The organism is Anabaena lutea FACHB-196 (assembly GCF_014698305.1).
Lineage (GTDB): Bacteria > Cyanobacteriota > Cyanobacteriia > Cyanobacteriales > Nostocaceae > Anabaena > Anabaena lutea.
Genome location: NZ_JACJST010000014.1, coordinates 125157 through 142136 on the forward strand (window position 1 = coordinate 125157; position 16980 = coordinate 142136).

Sequence of the window (16980 nt, forward strand, 5' to 3'; positions counted from 1 at the left end):
ACAAATTTATTTGATGAATTATAAATACTTTAGGCGGAAACCAATTGTTTATAAATCTCGACTTCGCGTTTGTCAATTAGACGATCATTGTGCCATAAAAGTGTAAAGTCTCCATTAAAAAAACGACAGTGCTGTTTATATTTCGCCATTTTCTGAAAAGTTGTCTCATCATCGAGATTAAGGTTCATAAAAAAATCATCAGTGATGGTACATTCCATAATAATTAGAGGACGTTCCCTAAGTTTTAAAGGCTGACGAGTATTAATGTTGAAAGTAGAAAATTCGTAGCAGACACCGCAGCGAAATCCTGCTACATCAGCAAAGGATAAAGTTGAGTCGTAGTCCAGTCCAGCATTTTCCCAGTTATTGAAAGTGTTTGGGGTTTTCCAGCGTAAGAAATGTTGCCGTCCTCCCCAATATTCTTGTTGAATACCTTCTTCAGCACAAACTTGCTTTAAGATTTCAAATTCTCTTTTGGTTTGTGCAGGATCTTTATATGTATTGTAGCTAGTATGTAAGCCAATTTCGTGACCACGTTGGTGAATCTTGCGGAGTAAACCACGAATTAAGGGATGATCCATACTGTAATCCCCATCAATTGTACCAGAACTATGGTCAGTAATAAAGTAGAAAGCACTTTTGAGATTGTGCTTTTCGCTGATGTCCATAATCATGTCAAAGGTGTTACAGGGATCTGAATTAGAATTCCCTGCCTTAACCTGATTCCATTGCCAGATGGTATTCAAGGCTTGCCCTGGATTACGACGCTTAATTAAGTCTCCTCCACACCGTCTAACTAAACTTGAAATGCCGGCAAATACATACTTGAACGGCTGATCCACATCATGACTAACATAGGTTTGAAACTGGCGAGGTTTACGTTTTAATCCAGTCCAGAGATGTTTGAGACAAGCCCAGAGTATTTCCAAATATTCGTTGATAATAGGACGATCTAAGAATCCTTCCTGATAAGCTAAGGAGGCGGTAGCGGGAAAGCGATCATTTTGGTCACGTTCTGATTTTATAACTTCCTCATAACGGGTTAGCATGAAGAAGGCAGAACCAAATATATCAAGACCCAAATAAATTGTCGATTCGGACTGGTGGAAAAAGTCGGGATTAGTTGGATCATCTCCATAGATGACAGCAATCTGAGAATTGACTGTTATAGCATTCAGTTTAGTAGTATCTAGATTCCAAACTTTTAAGGGTTGTTTTGGTAAAGAAGCAGGTTGTAACCATTGTTCGGGTGAAGTGGTGAAAAGTCCATCAGCAATTAATAGTTCTCTATTATCATTGAGTGTAATCAGTAAATTGTCTCTATCGCTGACTTGAATTTGGATGTCTAAACCTAAAAATTCAGTAAAAAATACCGCGAGAATATAGCGACGTTCGACTTCATGAGTTTTAGGAATTTGAACTGTAATCATAATGCCAAAATCCAAATAATTATGATATAAAAATCAAAATAAATCTTCATTAAATTTTGTTTTTAAAACCTCATTAGATGCCCTTTTCAGTACAAACTTACACGCTGTGATTATATCTGGAGCCAGAAAAATAGGAACTTGATTATTGATTAAGTGAATATATTTTGCTAATGGTTGAAAATTCCCCTTCAAACAACTGACTATCATACCTATAGTGTCTACCCATGCTATAGAGTTGTACTTACTGTAAGCTTGATTACGATCTTCACAAGTATCCAAATTCAAGTAACGCTTGATCAAGCCATTATCGAAAAATTTAAAGAAGATGCCATGTTGCATCCAAAACCTGGGGTTTAACTCAAGCACATAATATATACCTTGACTTTCATCTAGATAATATTCCATTTCAAAGGAACCATCGTATTGAAGGTTTGACAAAATACTATAAGTTCTCTGAACTAAGGACTGGGGGTCAAGGATAGATTCAACAATTACCCCTCCAGCTATTCTGTCGCTACTACCTACAGTTTTTCTGGTCACTAATGACAGATTTCTTTCCGGTTTCAAGTAATCAAAATAGCCGGAAACAGAAATATTGTTATGTACAGGGTAATCTAAAAATTTTTGCAGGAAAAAATATTCCTTATCCCAGCCTTCTTCTCTAATTTTTTCAATCCTGAGATACAGTTCTTCCAAGTTGTAGCATACCCATCCTCTTGGTACTTTTATCCCATTTCTCCAAGAGTGTTTAGCCTTAAGGTACACAGGATATTCATGATAGTCTTCATCAATTTTATATGATGGCACTGGCTTTTCATTTATAGAAATAATAAAATCATGAAAAGCTAGTTTATCATCAATTAATCCTTCACAAATTTTTGGCTTGTAAAAGTATTCATTATTTTTGTTATTCATGGCTTCCATTAAGCTGTTCTCTTCTGTAAAAAAGAGCCATTTTTTAGCCTTATTTCCATCTTTTCCTAAGCTAATGATAGCTTTATATATTGTCCAACCGTTTACGTATCGCGTACTTATGTTATTCAAGTTCATCATCAAATTCCTTATTATGGATAACTCTAATATCTGCTCTAAAATCATGCTTACTATTGAACTTGTGATTTCCTATTTATCTAGCTCTATTAAACAGGCTATTCTTTCAGTATCTTCCCACATTTGGGTCTGATATAATTTAAAAATTAAGTTGAGCAAAATTGTTTCGATGAAGGAGTTAATAAAAGGTAATTTAAATATCTTAGATAGATATGAATCAACTCCAAATCTCCCAAAACTACCAAATTTTAAAATAATTACTTTTTTTATTTTTAATGATAGATTAAATATTAATTCTTCTAACTCAATAGGATCAAAAAATCTAATATCATAAAGTTTGTCTTCATTTGATAGCTTTTTAAATTCAGATACAAGCTTTGAGTTTAATCTATTATGTACCAAGATTAAAATGTATTTTCTGGTGACTCTCTCCTGTTCTTTCAGCAAATCAAACACATCTTGATTATTATGAAAATATATAAAAAATCCATTGTGATAAACCAAATCAAAACTATTATCATCAAAAGGTAAATTAAAAGCATCTGCAATCTGATAGTTTAAGTTTTCAAGATGTCCAAACCTGTGCTGTAAATAAGCAATTGTTTTGTCATCAAAATCAGAAGCAGTACTTTTGTATCCTTCGTTGGCTAGGTAGATACTATCACGACTACTACCGCAGGCGATTTCAAGGGTGCTGCTGATTTTATTTCTTAGTAGGGTTTTGATAAAAAAACCAGTTCTAGGAATTGTCTTCAAATAGTTTTCTATGTGTTTTAACCAAGCCTCTTCCCAAAAATTTTTGTTCTGTAATTGACTCATATTTTTCCTAAATCATGTGAATATATTAGAATCGATTTTTTATATCGAACTTAGGTTTGGTCAGTACTTTAAGCAGTAGAACTTGAGCCTTTGTTCTTGTAATCGAACTCTTAGCTGGGTTGAGTAAATTTTTCTCCTCTGCTGTACTTTAATGTCACGAAATATTCAGTGGTATAATGAATAATTTTTACTCCGACAAGACACCATAAGAATGAGGTCATCCCCAAGTTAAAGTTGACAAAAATCAGCCCTAGCAAAATATTCGATATTAAGTTTGAAAAGTGCCATAAGAATATATACTTTGTTGCCCCAACTATCACGGCTCCTCTATCTATAGGGGTGATAACAAAGGAGAAAAAACTAGCAATTGCAAAAATTGATGCATACTCACCAGATGTTTTCCATGTCTGACCAAAGACAAGAGAAAAAATCTGAGGAGAGAAGAAGACTAAAGTCGAATAAATGGGTAAAGCGATTAAGAAAGTTTTCTTGACAGTTGTCTGCAATAAAGAGTTGAACTTCCCGTCGCGCCAATAATGTTCTGTGGCTTCTCGACGAAAAACTTCCCCTATAGCATTAGCAATAATTGTACCAGGTAGACTAATAAATCTAACAGCAAGAGAATAGAAACCCAGAGTGTCAGTTCCAAATAAGCGAGAAATAAATAAGGTCGGGGCTTGGAAATGAACCATGCCAATGAAGTGAGATAGAGTCAAGTGCTTTGGGAATTTATCATATAACTTAGCTTGACTCTTCATGTTTTTTAGGGAAATAAACCTAAGAATTGATCGTTCTTCTCGCAAAATTTGAAATCCCAGCAATCCAGTAGCTAATGCCTGAGCCAAGAGACTACCTAGTATTAGTCCAAAAAGACCTAAACCTATCCATCCTAACCAAATACTTACTAAAGCCATAGAAGCTGATTGGAGCATTCTGGATAATGCCAAGCGTTTATACTGCTTCTTTCGATTTGACCAATAGTTAAAAGATTGATAGGTACTTGATAAAACCACTTGTAGTGGGATCAAATATAGCCAAACTGAAATATTAGAATTCCCTATAAGTTTGGCAATTTGTGTGTTAGATAGCCATATCAACAGAAGCAGCCCGATGCATACAGAGTTTGCAATCACAACACATAAAGCCACCAAATTGATTGAGTCTTCATCTTTCTTAGGAAGCATAATCGCTAGTTCATAACGACCTGTTGCGACTTCCGCAAACACTCCACTAATAGCTTGTAGTAGAGCAAATGCACCGAACTCTTCAGGCATATAAATCTTTGTCAGGACAGGAGCGCTGCCAACGGTAATTACCTGTGCAAGTGTTGTTCCCGTCATGAGAGTTATGACGTGACGGGCAAAACCACTAGTGGGTATTTTTTTTCGGATTTTTTCAAGGATCTTGATCACTAGATTGCTGCTTCCAAAGTTTTAAGCTGAGTTGTTCTAACTAAAGAATCTGCAATATAAATTTGGGTTTGACGCTCTAACTCTGCCCAAATCGGCAGACTTAACACTTCTTTTGACAGTTGAATGCTCACAGAATTTACCGGATATTGACCCTTGTAAACTGGCAATTGGTCTTGCGGTATTGGATAATAAATCATCGTGCTAATATCCTGTGAGGCAAGATATTGCTGTACTTGCTCGCGTTTCCCATCAATGACGCGAATAGTATATTGGTGGAACACATGACCATCAGCCAATTCTGGCGTAATTATCCCTGGCACATCTGCCAGTAATTCGTTATAAATTTCTGCTACCTTGCGCCTACCATCATTCCAAGCATCAATATGAGGTAATTTCACCCTTAAAATTGCGGCTTGCAGGGTATCCAAGCGAGAATTATAACCAAGCATTTCATTGTGATACTTTTTCTTGGCTCCATGCACCCGTAAAGCTTTAGCTAACTCTGCCACTTGGTCATTGTTGGTAGCAATCAAACCGCCATCACCGTAAGCTCCCAAGTTTTTGGAAGGGAAAAATGAAAAAGCACCAACATTACCTATTGTACCAGTAAATTTACTGTTGAAATCAGAACTTGCTTCGTAATAACGCGCACCAAAAGATTGGGCGCAGTCTTCAATTACCTTTAGTTCATACTCCAGGGCAATATCCATAATTTGCCCCATTGCTGCCGGACAACCATAAAGGTGAACTGGCATAATTGCCTTGGTAGATGGTGTAATTTTGGCTTTAATTTCTTCTGGATTGATATTAAAGCTTTTTGGATTAATATCAGCAAATACTGGCTTTGCTCCGACATTACCAATTGATTCTGCGGTAGCAAAAAAGGAAAATGGAGTGGTGATTACCTCATCTCCTTCACCAATGCCCAAAGCTTTCAAACCAATTACTAAGGCATCAGTTCCAGAATTTACACTAATGGCGTGTTTAACTTCCAGGTATTCGGCTACTTCTTGCTCAAATAGCTTCACATCTGGCCCCATGATAAATGCACCTGATTCAAGTACGCGATTTATTGCTTCTTGAATATCTGCCCTGATGCTTTCATATTGGGGTTTTAAGTCTAGTACAGGAATTTTCATCAGCTTCTACAAACCAAATTTATTTGTAAGCGGACTGGAAATAGATTTAAATATCAAGAAACTTTTATCACTTCTTGATCAGAAACTTGCTGATACTTAGCACCGATGGAGTCAATAGCATAACCATGTTCATCAAATTCCAGAACATCGCCATAGGCACTCATCCAGCCAATAATTTGTGCAGGAACTCCTGCTACCATTGCATAAGCTGGAACATCCTTGATCACAACTGCACCAGCAGCAACAAAGGCACATTCATATAAAGTTATGCCACAGACAATGGTTGCATTTGCCCCAATACTTGCGCCTCGCTTGACCAATGTTTTCTGATAATGGTCGCTGGTATTGCGAGGATACTCACAACGAGGGGTTTTGATGTTGGTAAACACCATACTCGGTCCACAGAAGACGTAATCTTCCAGAATTACCCCCTCGTAAAGAGAAACATTATTCTGAATTTTGCAGTAATCGCCAATAATCACATTATTTGCAACTAAAACATTTTGCCCAAAGGAGCAGTTGCGTCCTATCTTCGCTTGACTACAGACGTGGGAAAAGTGCCAAATCTTCGTCCCTTGACCAATTTCAGCCCCTTCATCCACATAAGCTGACTCGTGGATAAAATAGTTAGTCATGTAATGCCTCCTGAGCTTTCTCTAAAATCTCCACCACAGCTACACCATTCCAGCCATCGGAACGAGGTGTTTCACGAGTCTGCAAACATTGCAGAAAATGTTGACACTCTATTTTCAAGGGTTCTGAAGCAGCTATGTTGACAACTGAACTGCCCTCGTCTCGATTATTTAGCTGCTCATCAACACCCTTGTCATACACTGTGACTTGTTGAGCTATTTCGTCATATACCAACATTTGCCGCTCAGTAATGACTGTCGTACTACGTTGCAACAGAGGCCAATACCAGGAAGTGTGGAGGTGAGCAGTTTGACCACCCCGAAATCTGATGTCTGCATGGACATTATCCTCAATTTCTGGCTGTAACATTGCTTGTCCATGAGCTTGTACTCGTTCCACTTGCGGATTGCCCAGCAAATCTAAGACTATGGAAACATCGTGGGGTGCAAATGACCACCAGACATTTTCTTCTTGCCGCACTTTACCCAATTTGGTTCTTTGGGTAGCTACATGGAGTACCTTTCCGGCTTTACCACTGGCTAAATAGTCTCGCATCCAAGTAATTGCAGGTTGATAAAGCAATAAATGCCCCACCATTAATATCTGGGAATGCTGATCGGCATATTCTGCAAGCTTTCGAGCTGCTTCTGTTTGCAGAGTCATGGGTTTTTCGATAAATACGTCTTTCCCTGCTTCCAAAGCCGCCATTGCATATTGATAATGGGTCGGAGCTGGAGTAGCAAAGACAATTGCGGGAATATCACTTGCCAATGCTTGCTGTAAATCTGCATAGCTAACAACATCAGGATATCTAGCTTGTGCTTTGCTTCTAAGTTCAGGGTTAATCTCTGCAATTCCTGCTAAAGCTTCTAAGGCATAGAAGTTCTGAATCAGGTTCTGACCCCAATTGCCTGCACCAACTACAATAACTTGTTTCACAATAGTGTCACCTTTTCTTGAGCGCAATCTAAATGTCGAGTCACTCCCCTTGTATCCAGGACAGTCTGAGCTTTTTGCACCAAGTGAATGTAATCAATTTGGCTATGGTCGGTGATGATGATAACTAATTCAGGAATTGCTAGGGTATCCTCAGTTAATGGCACAGAGTAAAGTTTCTGACCATTTATTGTAATTTCCGGTACATAAGGATCGTGATAGCCAATATCCACCCCATCTTGTAATAATTTGTTGATGAGAGATATAGCTGGGGATTCTCGCCAGTCTCCTAAATCCTTCTTGTAAGCAACGCCAATTACTAGTACCTTTGCTTTTGTTGGTGCTATACCCAAGCTATTCAAAATGCGCCAGGTTTTTTCCCGGACAAATTCCGGCATCCGGCGATTAATTTCTCCTGCTAAAGCAATAAAGTGGGTTTCAAAGTTAAATTCCTTGGCTTTCCATTCCAAATAATGTGGGTCTATGGGAATGCAATGTCCGCCCACACCTGGACCTGGGTAAAAAGGCATGATGCCAAAAGGTTTAGTATTAGCTGCGTCTAACACTTCCCAGACATTTAAACTCATGCGATCGCATAATAAGGTTAATTCATTCACCAAAGCAATATTCACGGCTCTAAATGTATTTTCAAAAACCTTTACTAGTTCAGCGGCTTTGGCACTATTTACTGTGACAACTTTCTCTATCGTTTGCTCATAAAATAACCTGGTAATAGCTAGAGAATTTGGGTCAGAAGCACCCACTATTTTATTAGTATTTTTAGTGGTATATCGCTGATTACCAGGGTCTACTCTTTCAGGAGAATGAGCTAGAAAAAAGTCTTCTCCTTGCTTTAAACCAGTTTGCTCTAATACTGGACGGATGACATCATCTGTAGTGCCGGGATAAGTCGTTGATTCCAAGGTGATCAATTGCCCTTTTCTTAATCCTTTGGCAATTCCCTGAGTCACTATTTCTACATAACTTAAATCAGGAGTGAGATTTTTGCTTAATGGTGTCGGTACACAGATTACCAACACATCCATTTCTGATACTTGGTCAAAATTAGTAGTGGCTTGTAATTTGCCATCAGTTACTACTTTCTTGAGATCATCATCATTAATATCAGGAATGTAATTATCAGCGCGATTGACTTTTTCTGCTCTGACAGGATTTTGTTCTATACCAATAACTTGAAATCCTACCTTGGCTTTTTCCACTGCAAAAGGTAAACCAACATAACCTAAGCCAATCACCCCGACAATGGCAGTACGGTTAATAATCTTTTCTTCAAGAGTAATTAAAGCTGTTGAAATATTAGACATGATTAATCAATCAATAAACTTCATGACACCCGAATATTCGGCAACTTTTTCTCTGTTTTTTTATCGAAACAATCGGGTCTAAAACCGGACTTCGTCCAAAGTTTTTGGAGTTTGGCATAAATCCCCGTTACAAAAACGGCCTTCTGCCTCCTGCCTCCTGCCTTCTGCCTTCGTTAATACGTGATTTTTGAGAATATTGTTGATAAGAGTAGTAGCCATAGTCACTGTCACTCGCTACCCCATTCACCACCATTCCCAAAACTTGCTGCCCTGACTGCTCCACCAGAGACTTGGCTGCGATCGCTGTACGCGAATCAACCATTCCCGGACGTACAACTAGCAACATTCCATCCACCAATTTGCCGAGAATTTGTGTATCCGCATTTATCACTAGTGAGCCAGCATCAATAACAACAAAATCATATTCTTGAGCATATTCTTTAATTAACAAATCCATACCCTGAGAATCAATCAGTGCAACAGGATTAGGTGGAATGGTTCCTGATGTTAATACTTCCAACCCAACCATTACTTGTGCCGTTTTTGTCAATTCACCCTGACCTACCAACAGATTACTCAACCCCATGACATTAGGCAATTCCCAAATTTCATGTTGCCGAGGCCGACGCAGATCTGCATCCAGCAACAGCACTCGGTATCCCATCTGTGCTTTTGCTACTGCCAAGTTAGCAGCAACAAAAGACTTACCTTCCTTCGGGATGGAACTAGTCACTAAAATTACCCGTAATTCTTTGTCAGAGAAGGTGAAATTCAAGTTAGTCATCAGCATCTCAAAGGCAGCACTGGCCAACGAATAGGGATTGTCTCGGATAGGCAATTCTGATCCAATTCCTTCTTTGTGACTTAGGCTAGGAATACTCCCCAATAAGGGATAACCCAACAACTGTTTAGCTTCTTCAACTGTCTTCAGTGATTTATCCATAGCTTCTAACAGTAGTGCTGTACCAATCCCCAATAGCACTCCTAAAAATCCACCTAGAGCCAAGTTGAGGATAATCTTGGGAGAAATAGCTTTGTCAGCAATTAAAGCCTCTGAAACTATCCGCACATTCCCAACTTTTTGCTTCTCTGCCACCTCCATTTCTTGTAATTGCTTGAATACTTGTTGATAAGTCGTTTGTGCTACTTGCAAGCGTCGCTCTAGCGCTCGCTGTTGTTGTTCCAGTTGGGGTAACATTCTTAATCGTGTTTGGCTGGTCAAGAATGCATTTTGTAAGACTCTGATTTTGTTTCCTAATGCCAACTTATCTACCTGCGATTGCACCAATTCGGCTGTCAGTGTTTGCTTCAATTGTCCAATCTGCAAATTTTTTTCTGGTATAGATTCTTGACTATATACAATGTCTCCTACTCGCTTTTCTAGTTGCTGTTTCAAGGCTTGTTCTTTTCTCATCAAATTCTTGACTGTTGGATGTTCATCTGTCAAGCGAGTTTGTGTTACGGCCAAATCATCTTGAACTTTTTGATATTCTGTTAGCACCTGTTGCACACCAGGAGACTGACTTATAATAGAAAGATTGAAGGCTTGTTGAGTACTCAAGCTCAACTGATTTTGCAAACCCATAGAACGACTTTTAGCTGCCTCCAGTTGTGCCTGTTCTTTGGTAATCTCACTTAATAGATTTTTGATTTCTTGCACACCTAAATTTGCTTCGGCTTCTAAGGAAACAACTTGATTGTTATCTTTAAAATGACGTAAAGCTGCTTCTGCTTGTGCCACTCTGTTTTCAATTTGAGGCAATTGCTTACTTAAGAATTCCTTCGCAGATGTCGTCTCTGTTCGGTTAATCAGAATATTATCTTCCCAATAAGTTTTCATGAGGGTATTAACAACTGCCGCAGCTTCTGTTGCATTATTACTTTGGTAAGTTAACTCCATCACATCTGTACCACGAATCCCGGTGACTTTTAGTTTTTTGATAAATTCCTCAATTGTGAGAGGTTTACCCTGTTTATTTTTTAATTTAAGTCTGTCAATAGTTTTCTGAACAATGGAATTAGAACGAATTATTTGTACTTCTGTATCCACTGGATTGCTTGTGTTACTCAGACCTGTCAATCCTCCCAATTTTTGATTCAAACCCGTCAAAGAAGAAGCGTCACTTTGCTTTAAAAGTAGTTTACCTTTAGCTTCGTAAATAGGTTTTTGTATGAAAGTGAATAACCCGGTCAATCCCAAGACACAGGCAATCACTGTTACTATCACTAACCAATGCTTTTTGAAAACCAGTGAGTAATTTTGAAATTCCAATAAATTTTGGTCTTCTTGTTTAGATTCCATATTCAAACTTTGTCGCTGCCATATATTTAATTTTAATTGCTAAAAATAAAGGATTTGTTTTACTTGCCATACCAAAGGGCATATTTTTTGGCAAAAAAATACCTTATTTTTAACTGTATTGAACTAGAAGAAATTTTACTCGACTATCCCTATCCTAACTGTAGCCTTTGAGCCTTAAATTTACTGCAAATAACTTCGTTTACAGGTTTAAATAGGGAAGACTATTCCTGACTGATACGTATCTTTAATTGATTTGTAGCATCTATGGGCTTAGAGGATGTACTTAAAATACACATACCATAATTCATTTGTCTAGTCCTTATGCAACATGAACTTAAATTTCACAATTACTTGATGCTAATCTTGCTAAAAACTTTGTGCAGTCTAATGATTGGCTTTGTCCAGTAAATTAATAGGAGCATTATGAACTAAAAATTTATTTTTCTTCTTGAGATATCTAATGGCGCAATTTGGCGTAAGTTCTACAACGCCAATTTTTCTAAAATATCGTTGCATAAAGCTAGACACAAAAGCTGTGATGTGTGTACTTTAAGTACATTCTCAAGAAAAACTCAATGGATTATGGGTGTAAGCTTTACCAGATTTGTAGGACGAACCAAACGACCTAAACTTGCAGTAGTTTGTCTTGACGAGATCTGATATCAACTGTTGGAAGAATTTAGCTATACCTTGAAACGTTCTGGTTTAAAGAGTACCTGAGATTTCTGTCCAATCAGGGAAATATATCAAAAGGTATAATCCTAATTCTCGTAATGTGCTGTACACATAATTTATATTAATCTGGATCTTTCACCTCTTTTATGGTGATTGAGGATTGATTATAACAAAACCTTTACTGGGCAAGAGTTATAAAGGATTATGCTCTTGTTCTCAATGAAATGCCTGTGGAATAAGGCTTTCAATGATGTTGAACCCGTAATCCTTACTGGCTAATACGACTTTTCTTCAATCTGTATTTAGAGTTTTGGGAATGGTATAGCAATCCTGAACGGTTCAGTTAAGAAAAATTCTAGCTTGCTTCCGCGTAGTGGGAAAACAGAAATACTCAAATAAGTCTTGGGTAATATTGAGTTTTCTTTCAATTAATTTTGAACTTTAACTGAAGGGTATTGATAATCCTCATTTCTGTCCGTTCGCTACATACAAATCTGAGATTAAAAAAATCCCAGCTTATTATTTACCAATGTTTGAGCATATTCACCAATATGTTGTTTTTTTGTGGAACTTAAATCTTGGCAACATTGTGTGAATCTGGATTTCAAAATTAGAAAATTGATCATTTTTTTGGGGTAATAACAGCAGGATAAAAGGTTTTAACCTCAGTTATATCCAAATCAATGTGTAAGTTCGTATGAAATTTAAAACCTGTACAAAAATGAGCAAAACACAAGCTAATAAAATATATGAATCTTACCAGTTACATTAGTTCTCCAAATAATACTAAGCTGCCAAACATACCACGTACTCTGCCTATAATGCTTTTTTTAGGTGATATTTTTGGCTTGTATGTTTGTTTATTATTTGCTTTTTGGTTACGGTTAGGCCAACCAATTAACGGATTTGACCCATTTCTTTACTGTTTTGTCTTATTAATGCTAGTGGGACTTTATTTGGCTGATACTTACCATCCAGAGAGACAGATTGCGGGATTAAGGACACCCGCTCGCACCCTAATCGGCATTTTAGCAAGTGGTTTTTTTATTTTTGCGCTAATGGCTTGGGTGGATCACACATTGGTTAAACGGGGCGTTTTGCTATCAAGCTTGGGAATTTTTAGCATCTGGGCAGTGATGTTAAGATTATTGGCAGCGAGATGGGTGCGATCGCGTACTGAGCAAAGTCGTTGGTTGATGCTGGGTGCAGGTGACAGCGCCATCAAATTTACACAAAATCTATTACAGCTAAATCTATTGGGAAAGTTAGTTGTGCTAACTCCTGAAGCTGATCAAAAACCTACTCGTTCAGAACTGGATAATCTGAATTATGTAGGAAACTTCAATGACTTATCCAAATGGATTCAAGAATCTTGGTCTGCCGTAATCATAGCCACTAATATTCAGTTTTCTGATACACAGGTACAACAATTGATGCAAATCCGGTTGCGGGGTATTCCCATTTACAGGCTTCCAGATTTTTATGAAACCTTATGGTATAAACTCCCTTCGTACCTACTACAGGATAAGTGGTTCGCTTTTAGCCCTGGGTTTCACCTGATGCCTGGTTACTTCACTATGAAGCTTAAGCGGTTTGTAGATTTGATTCTTGTAATCATTTTACTAGTAATTTTATCACCACTAATGTTGCTCGTGATACTGGCAATTAAATTAGATAGTCCAGGCCCAGTATTCTACAGCCAGTTACGAACAGGTTTGTATGGCAAGCCTTTTAGAGTTTATAAATTCCGCTCCATGCATCAAGATGCTGAAAAACGCGGGGTACAGTGGGCAGATAAACATGACCCTCGTGTAACTAGAGTAGGACGTTGGCTACGCCTGTTGCGAATCGACGAACTACCGCAGATTTGGAATGTGCTGAGGGGAGAAATGAGCTTGATTGGCCCACGTCCAGAACGTCCAGAGTTTGATGCCAAGCTGAAAGATGCGATTCCTTACTATGAACTGCGTTATTTGGTCAAACCAGGAATAACAGGTTGGGCCCAGGTACTCTATCCCTACGGTGCATCAATTGAAGATGCCTATGAAAAGCTCGCTTACGACCTCTATTACATCAAGAACTATTCCATTTGGTTAGATTTAGCGATCGCCTTCAAAACCATACGAGTCGTTTTTTTAGGTAAAGGTAGATGAGAAAAAAAGTTCTAGTCACTGGTGGAGCAGGCTATATAGGCTCCCACGTTGTCCGCCAACTTGGTACCGCAGGTTACGACATTATAGTCTATGACAATTGCTCTACAGGTTCACCAAAATCAGTGCTTTACGGCGATTTGATTATTGGCGATTTAGCAGACTTAGACCATCTTTATCTAGTTTTTGCCAAGCATGAATTTAGTGCCGTGTTGCACTTTGCCGCCAGTCTGATTGTACCAGAATCAATCATCCATCCCCTTGACTACTACGCTAACAACACACGCAATACTTTGAATTTACTCCGCTGTTGTCATGTGATGGGTGTTAATCAAATCATCTTTTCCAGTACAGCAGCAGTTTATGGAGAGGTAGGGGAAAATCCAGTTAGTGAGTTTACCCCTACCATGCCTATTAACCCCTATGGGCGCTCAAAGCTGATGAGCGAATGGTTGATTAAGGACTATGCAATTACTTCTTCTCTGCGTTACGTAATTCTACGTTATTTTAATGTAGCAGGAGCCGATTCTAGTGGAAAGCTGGGGCAGATATCACCTAAGACAAATCATTTGATTAGATCTGCCTGTGATGCAGCACTTAAACGTAAGCCACAAATGCAAATTTTTGGTACTGATTTTCCCACACCAGATGGCACCGGAATTCGAGACTATATCCATGTGGAAGACTTGGCTACAGCGCACTTGGAGGCTTTACTCTATCTGGAAATGGGTGGAGAAAGCCAAATTCTGAATTGCGGTTATGGGCAAGGCTACAGTGTGCGTCAAGTCATTGAACGAGTTAAGGCAATTTCTGAAGTAGATTTCCCCGTTATTGAAACTGACCGTCGTGATGGTGATCCAGCTTGTGTTACAGCTTGTGCCGATAAAATTCACAAGGTGCTGGGCTGGCAACCCAAATATAATGATTTGGATCTCATCGTGTCTACCACTTTGGCTTGGGAAAGACAGCGAGAAATGGTGTCTGGGACAAAATGAGCTTTTTGATATGTCGGAAGTTGAGAAGTGCTGAATTTTATTGATTTTTGGATCGGACTATTATGTTCCTGGACGAGAGCGAATATGATCGGGTATATGATGGCAGTTCGCCTATAACCAAACAGTATTGTCCCGTAAGGGATACATTTAATCGGTATTCTTCTGGTGGGAAAGGAGTAAGCATTATCGAATAAATTTATTTAGCGCCTCAACTAACAAATGCACTGTAGTTGAAGGATTATCACTTTCTGGATTAGAAGGGTTATATTGCTTGAGAAGAGTTTTAGCGTTTCTGATAGCTGTAGGTTGTAGATTTTCTATCTCCTCATAAATTGTATTACTATTTTTCTCGTATTTCTTTTTCAGGAATATGTCTAATTTAGAGATGTAATCTTTACGAGGAATTCCAGTATTGAGAAATTCAAAATGCAATACATACCATAATTCAAAAGCTTCATTAGAATAGGCAACTTTAAATCCTGCGCTTTCAGCACTTGCAATAGCATTGTTAAAATCTTGCTTAGGAAAATCGTCCCTATCAAATACACACCAAACCTGATCATAATCTCCTTGAGCTTTTAATCCTTTTGCTTCTTGCACTAATTTACTTGGATTATAACCAAATCCTTTAACCGTTGTGGGAACACGAAAACTTTCAAAGTAATTTACTTCTGTTTCTATACCTCCACAAATAATTAGGAATGTGTCTCTTGTATCTGTAGTGTCAACTTTTCTATCAGAATAACCACGAGATGATGATGCACTCGAACTTCTTCTAGGCATTAGATTCACCGATGATTTGACTTAAATTACCAATAAAAGGAATAGCGCCATACCTACCTTTGATGTAGTCACTTTCAAATGAGGCATCATTTCTAATTTTATATTCAACTAGGGAATATAAATCTGTAGCACCATATTTATTTTTTTCGGTAAACCAAATCTGATCTCTACGAAAGAGTTTGTTACTCAGCAAGTTTGTATCGTGAGTCATAAAAATTATTTGTGCATTGTTATAATTGGTTACTTTTGAGTTAAATAATTCAACAATTGCCTTACTAATCAAAGGGTGAAGTCTCGCATCAAATTCATCAAATATCAAAATTTTACCATCTTTAAGAGTATCTACTAAAGGACCAGCAATAGCAACTATTTTTTTAGTTCCTTCAGATTCTTGATCTTCTAAATTAAATAATTCCATAGAAACATAATTACCCTGTTCATCAAATTTTTGATGCAAAGTATTAACTGTAGTTGATTTATGAGGTCCACTTTTTAAAATAAGTTTTTTCAATTCATCTGGTATCTCTTTAGGAAAAGAATCAGGAGTAATTACTGTTTCCTTTACGTTTAATTCTCTAATACCTAAATCTAATCTTTTTATTAATTGAAGAATTTCCTCTTTATTAATATTATTTTCTGCTAAACAGCTTACCGTATAATCTAAATAACCTTTATCATGCAAGCCCGACACGATTTGCAGTTTTCTAGTGAGCCAATTTAGTATATTTTCTGCTATTTCAACATTAAACTGAGCCGCTACTGAAAGAAAAAGTGCATTGTGCCTAGTTTTTGGATAAATACCCTCAGCTTTGAACCTTTTAGATAAATTAAATGTAATAGGATTTCCATCATAACCCCGTTCAAAAAGCCGAGTTTCTCTTGTTTTTGGAACAACAAATAACCATTCTGAAATTACACTTTCTTGGGTAGCTTCAAAACCATATCTATACTTTTTCCCATCTAATATAAACACAATCTCAAAAAAAGATGGCTCCACTTCAGTTTCTGTACTTAACCCAAATGGTTCAACTCCTATTTTTTCTGTACTTTGAGTTTCTTTAGAGGAGTTAATCATAAACCATTTCATAAACTTGATTGCTTTTGCTAGATTGCTTTTACCACTAGCATTAGCCCCATAAACCGCAGCACTTTTGAGTAATTTAAGTTCATCGTCTACTGCAAAAACATTGTTATCATCAAGTTCTTTTTCTTTAGCGACAATATTAGCAGCTACCATACTAAAAGTGACTTTATCTTTAAATGATCTGTAATTACCAATACTAAACTCTATGAGCATAGCAACCTCCTACATTTAAACAGCATATTTGTGA

Annotated in this window: 13 protein-coding genes; 2 read left to right on the top strand and 11 right to left on the bottom strand. The window is 37.6% G+C overall.

The features are described 5' to 3' along the window. Nucleotides 1-29 precede the first annotated feature (29 nt). The 9 genes from H6G59_RS16200 to H6G59_RS16240 all read right to left on the bottom strand — a co-directional run bounded on the left by H6G59_RS16200 (nt 30) and on the right by H6G59_RS16240 (nt 11046). On the bottom strand, nt 30-1430 hold the full coding sequence (locus tag H6G59_RS16200; protein ID WP_190716141.1) for a polysaccharide deacetylase family protein: 1401 nt from the start codon (nt 1428-1430) through the stop codon (nt 30-32). A 33-nt stretch (nt 1431-1463) separates the two neighbouring features. Next, nucleotides 1464-2528, bottom strand: coding sequence for a hypothetical protein (locus H6G59_RS16205; RefSeq protein ID WP_190716143.1), 1065 nt, complete (start codon nt 2526-2528; stop codon nt 1464-1466). 24 nt (nt 2529-2552) lie between these two features. Then, on the bottom strand, nt 2553-3299 hold the full coding sequence (locus H6G59_RS16210; protein WP_190716145.1) for a class I SAM-dependent methyltransferase: 747 nt from the start codon (nt 3297-3299) through the stop codon (nt 2553-2555). A 110-nt stretch (nt 3300-3409) separates the two neighbouring features. Continuing rightward, on the bottom strand, nt 3410-4711 hold the full coding sequence (locus H6G59_RS16215) for an oligosaccharide flippase family protein (protein ID WP_190716147.1): 1302 nt from the start codon (nt 4709-4711) through the stop codon (nt 3410-3412). Then, on the bottom strand, nt 4711-5850 hold the full coding sequence (locus H6G59_RS16220; RefSeq protein ID WP_190716149.1) for a DegT/DnrJ/EryC1/StrS family aminotransferase: 1140 nt from the start codon (nt 5848-5850) through the stop codon (nt 4711-4713). The genes H6G59_RS16215 and H6G59_RS16220 overlap by 1 nt, the downstream gene beginning before the upstream one ends. A 53-nt stretch (nt 5851-5903) precedes the next feature. After that, a complete protein-coding gene (locus H6G59_RS16225) occupies nt 5904-6485 on the bottom strand; it encodes an N-acetyltransferase (protein ID WP_190716151.1) in 582 nt (193 codons plus the stop codon). Further along, on the bottom strand, nt 6478-7422 hold the full coding sequence (locus tag H6G59_RS16230; protein WP_190716153.1) for a Gfo/Idh/MocA family oxidoreductase: 945 nt from the start codon (nt 7420-7422) through the stop codon (nt 6478-6480). The genes H6G59_RS16225 and H6G59_RS16230 overlap by 8 nt, the downstream gene beginning before the upstream one ends. Continuing rightward, entirely contained in the window at nt 7419-8744 is a 1326-nt protein-coding gene (locus tag H6G59_RS16235) for a nucleotide sugar dehydrogenase (protein WP_190716160.1), read from the bottom strand. The genes H6G59_RS16230 and H6G59_RS16235 overlap by 4 nt, the downstream gene beginning before the upstream one ends. Nucleotides 8745-8871: 127 nt before the next feature. Beyond that, nucleotides 8872-11046 (bottom strand): GumC family protein, encoded by a 2175-nt coding sequence (locus tag H6G59_RS16240; protein ID WP_190716162.1) that lies wholly within the window; start codon nt 11044-11046, stop codon nt 8872-8874. Between the two features lie 1424 nt (nt 11047-12470). Between H6G59_RS16240 and H6G59_RS16245 the strand changes: the two genes are divergently transcribed. Together H6G59_RS16245 and galE are read left to right on the top strand one after the other, a co-directional pair. Beyond that, complete coding sequence (locus H6G59_RS16245) at nt 12471-13874, top strand: sugar transferase (protein WP_190716163.1); 1404 nt, start codon at nt 12471-12473, stop codon at nt 13872-13874. Then, nucleotides 13871-14866, top strand: a complete 996-nt coding sequence (gene galE, locus H6G59_RS16250; protein WP_190716165.1) for a UDP-glucose 4-epimerase GalE — start codon at nt 13871-13873, stop codon at nt 14864-14866. Before H6G59_RS16245 ends, galE begins: the two co-directional genes overlap by 4 nt. Nucleotides 14867-15049: 183 nt before the next feature. Here the strand turns inward: galE and H6G59_RS16255 are convergent, their stop codons facing one another. Next, nucleotides 15050-15649: an RloB family protein gene (locus tag H6G59_RS16255; protein WP_190716167.1), complete on the bottom strand. Its 600-nt coding sequence runs from the start codon at nt 15647-15649 to the stop codon at nt 15050-15052. Further along, nucleotides 15642-16946, bottom strand: a complete 1305-nt coding sequence (locus H6G59_RS16260; RefSeq protein WP_190716169.1) for an AAA family ATPase — start codon at nt 16944-16946, stop codon at nt 15642-15644. The genes H6G59_RS16255 and H6G59_RS16260 overlap by 8 nt, the downstream gene beginning before the upstream one ends. Nucleotides 16947-16980 lie beyond the last annotated feature (34 nt).

Bases quoted from the DNA above. Each gene is read 5' to 3' on its own strand.
- H6G59_RS16200 (WP_190716141.1), bottom strand. From the start codon at position 1,430: ATGATTACAGTTCAAATTCCTAAAACTCATGAAGTCGAACGTCGCTAT.
- H6G59_RS16205 (WP_190716143.1), bottom strand. From the start codon at position 2,528: ATGATTTTAGAGCAGATATTAGAGTTATCCATAATAAGGAATTTGATG.
- H6G59_RS16210 (WP_190716145.1), bottom strand. From the start codon at position 3,299: ATGAGTCAATTACAGAACAAAAATTTTTGGGAAGAGGCTTGGTTAAAA.
- H6G59_RS16220 (WP_190716149.1), bottom strand. From the start codon at position 5,850: ATGAAAATTCCTGTACTAGACTTAAAACCCCAATATGAAAGCATCAGG.
- H6G59_RS16225 (WP_190716151.1), bottom strand. From the start codon at position 6,485: ATGACTAACTATTTTATCCACGAGTCAGCTTATGTGGATGAAGGGGCT.
- H6G59_RS16235 (WP_190716160.1), bottom strand. From the start codon at position 8,744: ATGTCTAATATTTCAACAGCTTTAATTACTCTTGAAGAAAAGATTATT.
- H6G59_RS16240 (WP_190716162.1), bottom strand. From the start codon at position 11,046: ATGGAATCTAAACAAGAAGACCAAAATTTATTGGAATTTCAAAATTAC.
- H6G59_RS16245 (WP_190716163.1), top strand. From the start codon at position 12,471: ATGAATCTTACCAGTTACATTAGTTCTCCAAATAATACTAAGCTGCCA.
- galE (WP_190716165.1), top strand. From the start codon at position 13,871: ATGAGAAAAAAAGTTCTAGTCACTGGTGGAGCAGGCTATATAGGCTCC.
- H6G59_RS16255 (WP_190716167.1), bottom strand. From the start codon at position 15,649: ATGCCTAGAAGAAGTTCGAGTGCATCATCATCTCGTGGTTATTCTGAT.
- H6G59_RS16260 (WP_190716169.1), bottom strand. From the start codon at position 16,946: ATGCTCATAGAGTTTAGTATTGGTAATTACAGATCATTTAAAGATAAA.